The 13138-nt window shown below is 60.9% G+C and carries 12 protein-coding genes; 6 read left to right on the forward strand and 6 right to left on the reverse strand.

What is annotated here, in order from left to right:
- Window positions 1-65: 65 nt before the first annotated feature.
- From aspA to FSO04_RS25495, 3 genes are all read left to right on the forward strand, one after another.
- Window positions 66-1493: an aspartate ammonia-lyase gene (gene aspA, locus FSO04_RS25485; protein ID WP_154563699.1), complete on the forward strand. Its 1428-nt coding sequence runs from the start codon at window positions 66-68 to the stop codon at window positions 1491-1493.
- A 114-nt stretch (window positions 1494-1607) separates the two neighbouring features.
- Window positions 1608-2900, forward strand: a complete 1293-nt coding sequence (locus FSO04_RS25490; protein WP_154563701.1) for a dicarboxylate/amino acid:cation symporter — start codon at window positions 1608-1610, stop codon at window positions 2898-2900.
- A gap of 91 nt (window positions 2901-2991) precedes the next feature.
- The gene (locus FSO04_RS25495) at window positions 2992-4953 is read left to right on the forward strand and encodes an alpha-galactosidase (RefSeq protein ID WP_154563703.1); all 1962 of its coding nucleotides are present in this window, start codon (window positions 2992-2994) and stop codon (window positions 4951-4953) included.
- Window positions 4954-5011: 58 nt separating this feature from the next.
- Here FSO04_RS25495 and FSO04_RS25500 read toward each other — a convergent pair whose 3' ends face one another.
- Window positions 5012-6868, reverse strand: a complete 1857-nt coding sequence (locus tag FSO04_RS25500) for a beta-galactosidase (protein ID WP_168435834.1) — start codon at window positions 6866-6868, stop codon at window positions 5012-5014.
- Window positions 6869-7122: 254 nt separating this feature from the next.
- On the opposite strand from FSO04_RS25500, the gene FSO04_RS25505 reads away from it, so the two are divergent.
- A complete protein-coding gene (locus tag FSO04_RS25505; RefSeq protein ID WP_154563707.1) occupies window positions 7123-7812 on the forward strand; it encodes a ferredoxin reductase domain-containing protein in 690 nt (229 codons plus the stop codon).
- A 34-nt stretch (window positions 7813-7846) separates the two neighbouring features.
- On the opposite strand, the gene aroE is transcribed toward FSO04_RS25505, so the two are convergent.
- Genes aroE through FSO04_RS25530 form a run of 5 tightly spaced genes read right to left on the reverse strand, consistent with a single transcriptional unit; the run spans window position 7847 to window position 11699 of the window.
- Entirely contained in the window at window positions 7847-8680 is an 834-nt protein-coding gene (gene aroE / locus FSO04_RS25510) for a shikimate dehydrogenase (protein WP_154563709.1), read from the reverse strand.
- The gene (locus tag FSO04_RS25515; RefSeq protein ID WP_154563711.1) at window positions 8680-9900 is read right to left on the reverse strand and encodes a CaiB/BaiF CoA transferase family protein; all 1221 of its coding nucleotides are present in this window, start codon (window positions 9898-9900) and stop codon (window positions 8680-8682) included. The genes aroE and FSO04_RS25515 overlap by 1 nt, the downstream gene beginning before the upstream one ends.
- Window positions 9900-10358 (reverse strand): MaoC family dehydratase, encoded by a 459-nt coding sequence (locus FSO04_RS25520; protein WP_154563713.1) that lies wholly within the window; start codon window positions 10356-10358, stop codon window positions 9900-9902. The genes FSO04_RS25515 and FSO04_RS25520 overlap by 1 nt, the downstream gene beginning before the upstream one ends.
- Window position 10359: 1 nt before the next feature.
- Complete coding sequence (locus FSO04_RS25525) at window positions 10360-10752, reverse strand: VOC family protein (RefSeq protein WP_154563715.1); 393 nt, start codon at window positions 10750-10752, stop codon at window positions 10360-10362.
- Window positions 10749-11699 (reverse strand): ketopantoate reductase family protein, encoded by a 951-nt coding sequence (locus FSO04_RS25530; RefSeq protein ID WP_168435840.1) that lies wholly within the window; start codon window positions 11697-11699, stop codon window positions 10749-10751. Before FSO04_RS25530 ends, FSO04_RS25525 begins: the two co-directional genes overlap by 4 nt.
- 95 nt (window positions 11700-11794) lie before the next feature.
- Here FSO04_RS25530 and FSO04_RS25535 point away from each other — a divergent pair, with 95 nt between their 5' ends.
- Entirely contained in the window at window positions 11795-12700 is a 906-nt protein-coding gene (locus FSO04_RS25535) for a LysR family transcriptional regulator (RefSeq protein WP_154563719.1), read from the forward strand.
- A 260-nt stretch (window positions 12701-12960) separates the two neighbouring features.
- The coding region (locus FSO04_RS25540) for a porin (RefSeq protein ID WP_154563721.1) at window positions 12961-13138 on the forward strand (178 nt) is incomplete at its 3' end.

Here is a 13138-nt window from a genome sequence, read left to right on the forward strand (position 1 = left end):
TTTTTGTTTCCTCCATATAGGTGCAAGGGTGTCTTCAACCTCCATCCCGCGCGAGGAGCATGTCCATGGCTGCTGAAATTTCCTTTAGAACCGAACATGATCTGCTTGGCGATCGTGACGTTCCCGCTCACGTCTACTATGGGGTTCACACGCTACGCGCGCTGGAAAATTTCCCGATTACCGGTTCGCCGATCTCGGTGTACCCGGAGTTGATCAAGGCACTGGCTTGCATCAAACAGGCCGCCGCACAGGCGAATCATGAGCTGGGTCTGCTCGACGCGACGCGTTGTGACGCCATCGTCGGTGCCTGCGCTGAATTGCTGGAAGGCAAGTTGCATGATCAGTTTGTAGTCGACGTCATTCAGGGCGGCGCCGGGACATCGACCAACATGAATGCGAACGAGGTGATCGCCAACCGCGCGCTCGAACTGTTGGGGAAGAAGAAAGGCGAATACCAGTATTTGCACCCGAATGAGCAGGTCAACATTGGCCAGAGCACCAACGATGTGTACCCTTCGGCCCTGAAAGTCGCGACATGGTTCGGCATTCTGAGTCTCATCGACGCGATGGCCGTCTTGCGGCGCGCTTTCGAAGCAAAGTCGGTGGAGTTCAAGGACGTTCTGAAGATGGGACGTACGCAATTGCAGGACGCGGTGCCGATGACGCTCGGCCAGGAGTTCAGCACCTACGCCGTGATGCTCGGAGAGGATGAGGAGCGGCTGCGGGAGGCGGCGCTGCTGATCTGTGAAATCAACATGGGCGCGACGGCGATCGGAACGGGCATTACCGCGCATCCCGATTACGCACCGCTGATCCTGAAGCATCTCAAGGAAATCACGGGTATTCCGCTTGTCACGGCGCCCAACCTCATCGAAGCGACGCAGGACTGTGGCGCTTTCGTTCAGTTGTCCGGCGTGCTCAAGCGCGTGGCAGTCAAGCTGTCAAAAACCTGCAACGACTTGCGCCTGCTCTCCAGCGGTCCCCGTGCGGGTCTTGGGGAAATCAACCTTCCGCCCATGCAGGCTGGCTCGAGCATCATGCCGGGGAAGGTCAACCCGGTCATTCCCGAGGTCGTGAACCAGATTGCGTTCGAGGTCATCGGCAACGACGTCACCGTGAGTTTCGCGGCCGAGGCTGGGCAGCTTCAGTTGAACGCGTTCGAGCCGATCATCGCGCACAGCCTGTTCAAAAGCGTGACCCACCTGCGCAACGGCTGCCTGACACTCGCCGAGCGCTGTGTCAAAGGCATTACCGCCAACGAGGCGCACTTGCGCGCGTCGGTCGAGAACTCGATCGGCATCGTGACGGCACTCAATCCGTACATCGGCTACGCCAACGCGACATCCGTCGCGATGGAGGCACATGCCACGGGCGGACGCGTCTACGACATCGTGCTCGCGAGGGGGCTGTTGTCCGAGCAACAACTCGACGAGATCCTCAAGCCAGAGGTCCTCACGCAGCCCACGCCGCTTTATATGCCGCCGAAGCAGTAAGCGATCTGGCCGTATGAAGCGCCCGGTGTCGAGCCGGGAGACGACGCGTTGCCCAGGTACTAATTGATTGATGCTCAACCCACGATCTAGCGCAGTTGCCGGAGACAGGAATTCATGAAGACGAACAAGCTTACGACGTGGATCATGGTCGCCATGGTTCTGGGTGTTGCTGTGGGTTACCTTTGCAACATCAACGCACCCGACGCAAAGGCCGCCAAGGCGATCGCCGGCTATTTCTCGATCGCCACGGATGTGTTCCTGCGTCTGATAAAAATGGTCATCGCGCCGCTCGTGTTCGCGACCCTGGTGGGGGGTATCGCCAGTATGGGGGACTCGTCCGCGGTCGGCCGCATGGGCGCCAAGGCAATGGGGTGGTTCATCTCCGCCTCGGTGGTATCGCTGCTGTTCGGCATGCTGTTCGTGAACGTCCTGCAGCCGGGCCACGCGCTTAACCTGCCTCTGCCGGACATCGCCGCCACGACCAATCTGCAGACCTCCACGCTGAACCTGAAGGACTTCGTCACCCACGTTTTCCCCAGGAGCGTGTTCGAGGCGATGTCCCAGAACGAGGTTCTGCAGATTCTGGTCTTCTCGCTGTTCTTCGGTTTCGCCATCGCGTCGTTCAAGGGCCGCGCCGGCCAGCATCTGCTCGCGCCGATCGAGGACCTGGGCAAGACGATGCTGCGCGTTACCGACTTCGTGATGCGCTTTGCCCCACTCGGCGTATTCGGGGCAGTGGCCGCCGCGATCACCGTTCAGGGCATCGGCGTGCTCGTGACCTACGGCAGGTTCATCGGCGAGTTCTACGTGGCCCTGCTGGTACTGTGGGCGGCATTGATCGGAGCGGGCTATCTGTTCCTTGGCGCACGCGTATTTACGCTGCTCAAGCTGGTCAAGCAGCCAACCATCCTGGCTTTCTCGACCGCCAGCAGCGAGGCCGCCTATCCCTCGGTCATGGAGCAACTGAAGAAGTTCGGTGTGCCCGACAAGATCACCGGCTTCGTGCTGCCGCTCGGCTACTCGTTCAACCTCGACGGCTCGATGATGTACTCGGCCTTCGCGTCGCTGTTCATCGCCCAGGCCTACAACATCCAGCTCAGCCTGACGGAGCAGATCACCATGCTGCTGGTGCTGATGATCACGAGCAAGGGCATCGCCGGTGTGCCGCGGGCGTCCATCGTCGTGGTGGCTGCCGTTCTGCCGATGTTCAAGCTGCCCGAGGCCGGCGTTCTGCTGATCCTCGGCATTGACCAGTTTCTCGACATGGGCCGCACGGCGACCAACGTGATCGGCAACAGCATCGCCACCGCGGTGGTGGCCAAGTCGGAAGGCTTGCTCGGCGCCACGCGCGATGTCGACGAGGACGACATGTTCGAGCCGCCTGAGCAGAACGCTCTGGCGAACTAGGGCGGAGTGGGGTTCTTTCCGGCGGGCTTGGACGCGCTGGGCCGTTGCCGGTACTCTATGGACGTTGCTCCTGCTCGAGACAGGCCTCTCCATGCGCGCCAACGATGCTTTGCCTACGCAAGCCGGCATGCCCGTGTTCCAGACGACGGGTGATGCCTGCTCATTCGGTAACGACGCGCTCGCGTTGCGCTGGACCGTCAGGGACGAACGGCTAGCGGATTTCTCACTGATGGATTTCGCGGGGCAACGCACGCTGCCCATCGTCACGCCGTTCGCGCTATTGCTCGATGACGGAAGTACTGTTGGCGTGGCCGAGTTGAGGATCCTTGCGCCGCTGAACGAAACCACACTCGCATCAAACCCCCACGCGTCCCGCCTGGCCGAACGAATCGCAGGCCGACGCGTGAGCGCCACACTCGTCGACGCTCAAGGCCGTCTGAAGGTGGAGTGGAGTGTGGAGCAGCGCGAAGGCTCACGATACCTGCGCGAACAGCTAGCGATTACGGCGCTTCTTCGGGACGAAAATATCGCCGTCGTTTCATTGCTGGAGGCGCGTGCTGCTAACGCACAGGCTAGCAGCGAACTGAAGGGCACGCCTGTCATCGCGGGCAACTTCTATCTGGGCTTCGAGCTGCCGCTGGCGGAAAGTCATGTGGACGGCGACAGCGTCAGCTTTACTCTGCAACGCGCATTGCCGCTGGAAAAGAACAGGACGCTGGTCTACTCCGCCGTGGCCGGCGTAGTGCGCGACGGCCAGTTGCGGCGCGACTTCGCCACCTATCTGGAACGGGAGCGGGCTCACCCGTATCGCCCGTTTCTGCACTACAACAGTTGGGGCGATATCGGCTACCTCACGCCGTACACACAGCAGCAAGCGCTGGAGCGCATCGAAACAATCGGCCGCGAGTTGCATGAAGCGCGCGGTGTGCAGATCGATTCGTTTCTGTTCGACGATGGCTGGGACGACCTTAGCGGTAGCTGGCATTTCAGCAAGGATTTTCCGCATGGCTTCGTTCCGCTGCGCGACGCTGCAGCACGATACGGCGCCGCGCCCGGCATATGGCTGTCCCCGTGGGGTGGCTACGGAGCGCCGAAACAGGAGCGCGTGACGCGCGGCCGTGCCGCTGGCTATGAGGTCATCGATAACGGACTCGCGCTATCGGGGCCGAGTTACTATCGACGCTTTCACGAAGTCGTGATGGCCTTGCTTGATGAGGACGGCGTCAACCAGTTCAAGTTCGACGGTACGGGCAACGCCGACACGGTGTTTCCAGGCAGCCTCTTCGATAGCGATTGGGACGCGGCGATCCAGCTCATCGAGCACATCCGCGCGGTCAAACCGGATACCTTCATCAATCTCACTACAGGGACGCATCCGTCGCCGTTCTGGTTGCGTTACGCAGACTCCATCTGGCGCGGTGGCAGGGACGACGATCTGGCCGGAACCGGCACTAACCGTGAGCGCTGGATTACGTACCGCGACGCGCAGACGTACCACAACGTCGTGGTGCGCAGTCCGCTCTTCCCGCTCAATTCGCTGATGCTGCACGGCATCCTCTTCGCGCAGTGCAATCCGCGCCTGAACACGGCAGCAGGCGATGATTTCGCCAACGAGGTGCGTTCCTACTTCGGGAGCGGCACGCAATTGCAGGAGCTATACATTACGCCAGCGCTGCTCACCGAGTCCGACTGGGATGTGCTCGCGGAGGCCGCCAGATGGGCGCGCGAAAACGGCGATGTACTGCGCGACAGCCACTGGATCGGCGGGGCACCTGACCAGCTAGCGGTCTACGGTTGGGCAGCGTGGGCGCAGCACAAGGCAATCGTGACGCTGCGCAATCCGCACAGCCGCGCGCAACGCTTCACGCTGGATCTGCGGCGACACCTGGAGTTGCCGGAAGCGGCGGCGGCGCGATTCAGTGCGCGTAGCATTTGGCGTGAAGGGCCTTCCGATATTCCAGCTTTGCTAGACGCTGATGTGCCGCAGGAAGTCCAGCTCGCGCCGTTCGAAGTGCTTACGCTGGAACTGTTGCCGATCGCTGAAGCGGAGTAGTGAGGTGGATGTGGCCGGATTGTGGCCGCTTGCCCGGCATCGACCCACGTCGTTCGCGCTAAGACAACGCATCCGCCAGTTCCACCGGCTTCGCCTTGATCTGGTGCAAGTCGAAGATCAGCACCTCGTTGTCACCTCGCACGAGCCATGGCGCAGGGCAATACAAGCGCCTTTGCGGACCGATATTCCAGTAGCGTCCGAGATTGTGCCCGTTGACCCAGACGACGCCCTTGGTCCAGTTGCCCATGTCGAGCCAGGTGTCGCCGACTTCATTCAGCCGCAAACTTGCCTTGAAGAATAGCCCGGGCTTCAGTGGGTTCGTGCAACTTCCCTTCAGGTTGGCGATAAACGTTTCATCCATCGGCAGCAGGAAGATTTCCCAGTCCCTGAGCACGGAGAGCGACCCATCGGCGATTTTCATCCTGACCGGATCGACCAGTCCTTTGCGGTCGACGAGCGCGGGGCCGAAGTTGACCCGCCCCATGCCCTCCACGAGGACCTCTAACGATGCCGGGCTGCCTGGGTTCGACTCGAGCTCCGGCAACGTCGAAGGTAGCGCGAGTGGCGCGCGATGCATCACGTGGAGCGGCTGTGCGTACTCCGGCGGTATTTGCGCCCTCGACACGCCGCCCGCGTAGCGTTCGCCGACGAAAACGGTCGCATAGTCATGAACACTGCTGATATCCAGCACACCACTCGCGTACTCTTGCAACTGCTTGCGGTACAGCACGAAGCCAAACGCCTGACCATAACTCTCGAAGGACTGTGGATCGATGCTCTGTTCGCGCGGCAGCGCCGCGGGCAGGTTGTCCCAGATCGACGCGTAGAGGGTTGGCATCAAAGCATCGACGCCTGTGCATTCGAGCGTGGCGATGGCGCCAGGGACATCGGGCAACGGCGCAGGCAGGTAGCCGCCGATGATGTCGCGGTACTTCATATACTTCGGTGTCGCCGCGCCCTGCTCGTTGATCGGCGCCGAATAGTCGTAGCTGGTGATGTCGGGCTGATAGTTGCCTGAATCATCCACGTTCGCGCCGGCATAGAAACCAAAGCTCGTACCGCCGTGAATGACATACAGATTGAACGACCGTTTCGACTGCATGAACGCGGTCAAGGTGTGCGAGAGGTCGTAGTTCAACCCTGCGAAACCCGGTTCACCCCAATGAGTGAGCCACCCTGGGTACACCTCACCGGCCATCGCGGGCACCGCGGGGAATTCCCGGCGGACGGTTGCGATTTGCGCCGCATCGCCATTGCTCAACGCAATCGCACCACCGCTTACCGTGGTGCGATTGCGTTCGAGTTGCAGGAGGCCATCTTCGGTGTAGAACGGCCCGGTTACACCTCCTTTGAGCCAAAGCTGCCTGAGCTCTTCGAGGTATGCCGGATTGCTCGCATACGAACCGAATTCATTTTCGATCTGGATCATCAGGATCGGTCCGCCGTTTTGGGTCAGCAACGGCTTAATACGTGGGACCAGTTCCTCGATGTAGCGAGCCACCGCCGCCATATAACGAGCATCGGTGGCCGAGTCGGTCCTCAACTGGACTTCCGGATCGCTCAACAGGTAGGAAGGGAGCCCTCCCATATCCCATTCGGCGCAGACGTAAGGCCCGGGGCGTAGCAGCACCCACATTCCTTCGGACTGGCACAGCCGGATGAAGGCCTCGATATCGCGGTTGCCGCTGCGGAAATCGAATACGCCCGGACGTGTCTCGTGGTAATTCCACATGATGTACAAGGCGATGCAGTTCATCCCCATCGCTTTGGCCATCCTGATTCGATGCTGCCAATACTCGCGCGGGATGCGGGCCGGGTGCATCTCGCTGCTGCGAATCTGGAACGGCTCGCCGTCGAGCAGGAAGTGTTCGCCGTCAGGGCTGAAAGAGAAGGTGTGGCCGCATTCGAGGTTCACGGTGCACTCACACTTTGGCGCCTGAGGCGCGGTTGAACTAAGCGAAAGGTGAAAACCAGCCAACGGCCACCCTTTATCCGCATGGTTGTATACGTGGTATGCGCGTTGAACGCCTTGCTGGTGGATTTCTCTCGCCCTAACCTGAATCTGACACTCAGCGGTCCTTCGAACAGTTTCCCGGACCGGCCATCTCATGCAATCCATACATCGACGAACTCCCGATCTCGGAAGACGAAGATCCTATTGGAGAAGACATGCACGACAACCTCCTCCCGGTCATCATCACACGGAAATGGCAACTTGCCGAGAGTTACCATGCCGTCGAACTTCAAACCAGGTCCCGATCGGAGCTTCCGTCGTTTGACGATGGCGCTTGCATCACCCTTGTTCGGGACAACGTCATCTGCAAGGAAAGAATATATCCGCTGTGCTGTTTTACGTCCCGGCCGAGCGCATATGTGATCGCTGTGCGACAGGATGATGACGATACGGACGCAGAAACGGCGGACATCTCACTGAGTCAAGGAGACGAGGCGTTCATCGTAACGCCACGGAGTCCTACGGTTGTTTTAGACGATAGCACACGATCTATTCTTTTTGCTGGAGGCGTTGGCGCCGCATCGATAGCGGGAATCGCGAATCGGCTTGCCTTGGCAGGTCAAAAATTCGAGCTGCACAACTTCGCTCGATCACCAGAACGTGCGGTCTTTCGGAAAGAACTCGACGCGCTTAAAAGGGAAGGTGGGGTCCATCACCATTTTGGCTTGAATGCTGACCGATTGGAGCAGACCACTTCGCACGCGATGAGCCCGGCACATGCGAACACTCAGATCTACTGCAGTGGCCCACCGGCATTTATGGATCTTATCGAGCGGCAGGCCCGCGACTGGGTGTATCCGGCTAATATCCACAAAATTGTCTTGGGGGACAGAAAAGGTTCATAGGCGCGTCTTTTCCCGATGTGGTCCCGGTTCAAGGTCAATCGAGCGGAACGGTAAGCCTGTCGATTACGGCATGGGTCTGGGGTCGTACGCCGCGCCACCAGGCGAATGCTTCTGCTGCCTGCTCGACCAGCATGCCAACACCGTCTGCGATACCCAGCACGCCCGCATTGCGGGCCAGCCGCAGGAAGGGCGTTAGTCGCTTGCCATAGGCGAGTTCATAAGCCACACCGGCGGGGCTGAAAACGCTCGGCGGAACCGGCGGCAACTCGCCGGTGAGGCTGGCCGATGTCGCATTGACCACCAGGTCGAAGCGTCCCATCGTTTCAAGCTCGCCGTAGCCGCAGGCGACCAGGGGACTTCCGGCCGCGACTTGCGCTACCAGCGCCTTTACCTTGGAGACGTCCCTGTTTGCGATGACCAGTTCACCAGGGCGCGCCGCAATGAACGGTAGCAATGCGCCACGCACTGCGCCCCCCGCGCCAAGAACCAGTATGCGCTTGCCGGCCATCGGCAGGCTCAGGTTGACTTCGATGTCGCGCACCAGGCCGACACCGTCGAAGTTCTCGGCAACGATCCGGCCATCCTTGAAGCTCAGCGCGTTGGCCGCGCCAGCTAGTGCGGCGCGCTCGCTGCGCTCATCGGCGATCGCGAACGCCTTCAGCTTGAACGGCGCGGTCACGTTCATGCCCTTGCCACCGGCCGCGACGAACGCATGGACGGTCCCGGCGAAGGCATCCTGCGGCTCGACTGGACCCTCGATGGCCGTATAGGACATGTCCTGCTGTGTCTCTTGCGCAAATAGGCCGTGAATCAGTGGAGATTTCGTATGGCCGATTGGATTGCCGATCACGGCGTACTGGTCAGTCATTACGGCCTCAGCTTTGAATACAGCACACCATCGGTTTGCATTGCGTCGATTTCGGCGATGCTGAAGCCCAACGACTGCGCGACTTCCGCGTTGTGTTGACCGAGATCGGGCGCGACCTCGCGAATCGTCGTGTCACAATCGGAGAACCGGAACGGCAGGTTCGGCAGACGCAACTTCCCGTAACGCGGGTGCTCCTGCTCGACGACCATGCCTCGCGCGACGATCTGCGGATCGGTGAGCACTTCGTCGATGCGTTGCACCTTCGCACAAGGCACGTCAATGCCATCGAGCAGGTCCAGCACCTGTGCGACCGGCTGGTTGGCCACCCAAGGCTTCACGATGGACAGAATCTCCAACCGGTTCGTATTGCGTCCCGCGAGGGTGTGAAAACGCGTGTCGGTGCCGAAGCCAGCCGGGCCGCCATGCGCTTCGATCAGCGCTGCGAAACGCTTCCACGCATCGTCTACTTGCGCGGCGATCACAAGGTCGCCATCAGCGGCACGGAACACGCCGTAGAGCGTCGACGTCGGCATGTCGTGGCCGGTCTGTTCGGGGACGATGCCTTGCATCGTGTAGCACTGCACCGCGTATTCGTGCATCGACACCAGCGTGTCGTATAGCGCCATATCGATGTGCTGGCCCCGGCCGCTCTTTGCGCGACCGAGTAGCGCTGCGTTGATCGCCGCCACCGCGTGAATGCCGGTGTACATGTCGCCGAGCGAGATGCGCATCAGCGGCGGCGGCTCGCCGGGATTGCCGATCATCTGCATGATCCCGCTCTTGGCTTCGGCAATCAGGCCGAAGCCGGCGCGATGCGCGTCCGGTCCCGTATGGCCATATGCCGAGATCGAGCAGTAGACGAGGCCCGGATTGCGCGCGGACAGCTCGTCATAGCCGAGCCCGAGCTTGTTCAACGCGCCGGGCCGATAGTTTTCGACAAACACGTCCGCCGAGTCGCACAGGCGCTGCATGAATTCCTTGCCGCGCGAGTCTTTCATGTTGACGCTAACACCGCGTTTGCCCATGTTGAGCTGCAGGAAGTAGCCGCTTTGCTCATCATCGAGCACGGTGGCGTGCTGACGTCCAGCATCGCCGCTGACCGGACGTTCGACCTTGATGACTTCGGCGCCGAGCGCTGCGAGGCAGCGCCCGACGTACGGGCCAGCCAGAAAATGGCTGTAGTCGACGACGCGAATACCTTCGAGAGGACGGGCTTGCATCAGAACGCTCCCGGCCGGCGCGGCACCATCAGACGATGTTCGCCGTGCTGGACAACCTGGCCATCCTGATTGATCAGATCGGAGGGCAGCACGACGATGCCCCAGTCTGGACGGCTTTTGCTCGCGCGCATCGCGCCCACGCGGAATTTCACGTGTAGCAAATCGTTGACCTTGATCGGCAGGTTGAAATCCCACGTCCAGCCGAGCGACATGCCGGGCAGGAAGCGATAAGTGCTTTGGGTCTTGAGACCATCGGCGATAGACAAGCCAAACAGACCGTGTGCGACGATCGAGCCGAAGTGGCTCGCGTTCGCGTATGCCTCGTCTACGTGGACCGGCGTGTGATCGCCAGTGAGATCGGCGTAGGCCAGAATGCGTTCTTTGGTCACCGTGTAAGTCGGGCTCACGCATTCGTCGCCTTCGCGGGCATCGTCCCAGTATTTATCGACGATCGTCATGTCACACCTCCGCGCGCGGATTGATGTCCAGTGCCCGCGCCACGCACGAGGCGGGCCTGGCCTGAATCAGTTCGACGGCGAGTCCGTCCGGCAGGCGCAACCAGTTGCGTCCCTGCGGCATTTCGCTGACTTCGTATCGATGCGCGGCGGCGAGCGCCGCCTCCATGTCTTCGCACATCACGCCGAGATGGCCGAGCCGGCCTTCAGGCGCATCATGGTTGGGGTTATGGATGAATTGCAGACCGCCGAGCGTCCAGTACTGCCGGGGTTCGTCGACAGTGCCGTCGACCTCGCGCATCGTCATGCCGAGCACGTCTTCGAAAAAACGGATATGCCACTGAATATCTTTTACCCAGATGGCGACGTGCTCCAGATAGGCCTTGCTGCCGTTCATACGGTTGTCTCCCAATGTTGTCGGTCGGTCATGGCGCGCTCGATGCCCTTGATGCAGGCCACCAGCGTCGCGTTGACCGGGGTCGGCACGCCGTGCCGTTGTCCCCAGCACACGACCGCGCCGTTGATAAAGTCGATTTCGGTGATGGAGCCCTTCTCGAGGCTTTGCAACATCGAGGTCTTGAAGGCAGGGGAGAGTCCTTCTCCGGCGAGCGTCCACGGGCGTTCGGGATTAGTGGTGGAGAGCTTCACACCGGCGGCGCGAGCGACCGCCATCGCCTCGGCGACCGCTGCGAGCGCGGTCGTCTTCAGAAGCGCTTCGTCGTAGAGTTGGCCGTACGTCAGGCCGGTGATGCCGGTCAGCGCGCCAGTCGCGACATTGACCAGCAGCTTGTCCCACATCGTGCCGACGATGTTGTCGCTGACCGTGGTGGCCAGTCCGGCAGCGTTGAAGGTGTCGGCGAGCGCCGTCGCGCGGGAGGTAATCCGGCCGTCGAGTTCGCCGATGTAGGTGGACTTGCCGGCGACGCCTGACTCGATGTGGCCCGGGTTGCGCATCACGCCGCCAACGTACGTTTTGCCAGCCAGCACGCGTTCGCGTCCCACGATGCCGGCGAGCACATCTTCGTGCCCCAGGCCGTTCTGCAACGACAGGACCAGCGTTTCGGGTCCGATCAGCTCCAGTGCGCCGCGCATCGCGGCATCGGTGTGAAACGATTTGACCAGCACGACGACCAGATCGACGACACCGGCTTCGGCCGCCTGTGTCGCCGCGCGGACCTTCACGCGACGGGAACCATCCGCATCGTCCACCTGTAGTCCGTCACACCTCATCGCCTCCACATGCACCACCGAACGGTTCAGCAACCAGACCTCGTTGCCGCCTTCGGTCAGCGCCGCGCCAATGGCGCAGCCCAGCGCCCCCGCACCCAGAATCGCAATCTTCACTGCCGTCTCCTCAACATGGAGACCACGATACGGGCCGACGCTCATATCGGCAATGCAATGAATACAATGACGTCATTGCGGAGGGCAATAATCCTATGAACTCGACCGAACTTCCTGATCTGAAACTGCTGCAGCTTTTCGACCTTCTGTACGACGCCCGCAGCGTCACGCGTGTGGCCGAGCAGCTCGGACAAAGTCAGCCGACGATCAGCATCTGGCTCGGGCGTTTGCGGGAGCATCTACAGGACCCCTTGTTCATACGTACATCGGGCGGTATGGCGCCGACGCCGCAAGCCGATGCGCTGATCGGTCCGTGCCGGGAGATTCTCGAATCGTTGCGACGCTTCGCTGCCTGGGAGATCGCGTTCGATCCAGCCACCGCGAAGCGGCGGTTCCGTATCTGCATGACCGACGCCAGCCACATAACGCTGCTTCCGCGATTGCTGGCGCACGTGCGCGCGCAGGCGCCGGGTCTACGCCTCGAAGCGACGAGGATTGACGGCAATACGGAGCGGGCGCTGGAATCCGGTGAGGCCGACCTTGCGATCGGCCATGTGCCCTGGCTTGGCGGTGGGATTTACCAGCAGCAGCTATATCTGCAGGACTGGGTCTGTCTGGCGAATCGCCGTCACCCGAGGTTAGGCACCAAACTCGGCCTGAAGCACTATCGCGCGGAGGGACATGTCGCGATCACTGCGGGGACGGGAGCGCAACTGCTCGAACAGGCGCTGGTCCGTGAGCATATCGATCGCGACGTGGTGCTGGAGTTACCGGGTTTCCTCGGGCTCGGGGCGATCATCAAGAGTACCGACCTGATCGCCACGCTGCCGCGACACATCGGTGAGACGCTGGCAAAGGTCAATGATCTGGCGGTCCATCCGTGCCCGGTTCCTGTGGATGGTTTTGCCGTTCGGCAGCACTGGCACGCCAGATATCACCACGAAGCGGGCAACCGTTGGCTGCGTGGTCTGGTGGTGCAGTTGTTCGGAACCTCGGGCTGATCAGGCCGGCCGCGCTAACTCAATCAAAATCGCACCAGAAAAAAACTAACTAGATCGTACAAATGCGTATAAACCCCGAAAGACATCGGATCGCGTTTGAACGACACTTCGTGCTGGTTTGGAGATCCAGGCGTCACTCAGTGCTCACCCCTCTTCGCATTTGCACCGGCATGCTGAGCCGGCTAGCTCTGCACACCTTGGATTAGCGGGGCGATTACGGGTGTTAGAGATTGAGAAAAGATTTTTAAAGAGGAGCAGAAATGAAAAAGGTAATAGCAACCTCGGCCCTTGGGTTGGTCGCCCTCGGCGCGCACGCTCAGAGCAGTGTGACGCTGTACGGGATCGTCGATGCGGGGATTGGTTATCAGAGCAGCCAGACGTCGCTTGGTTCGACGAGTGGCGGTCGCTCGGTGATCAAGATGGTGAACGGCATCTGGG

The sequence above is a fragment of the Paraburkholderia madseniana genome (assembly GCF_009690905.1).
Taxonomy (GTDB): Bacteria; Pseudomonadota; Gammaproteobacteria; order Burkholderiales; family Burkholderiaceae; genus Paraburkholderia; species Paraburkholderia madseniana.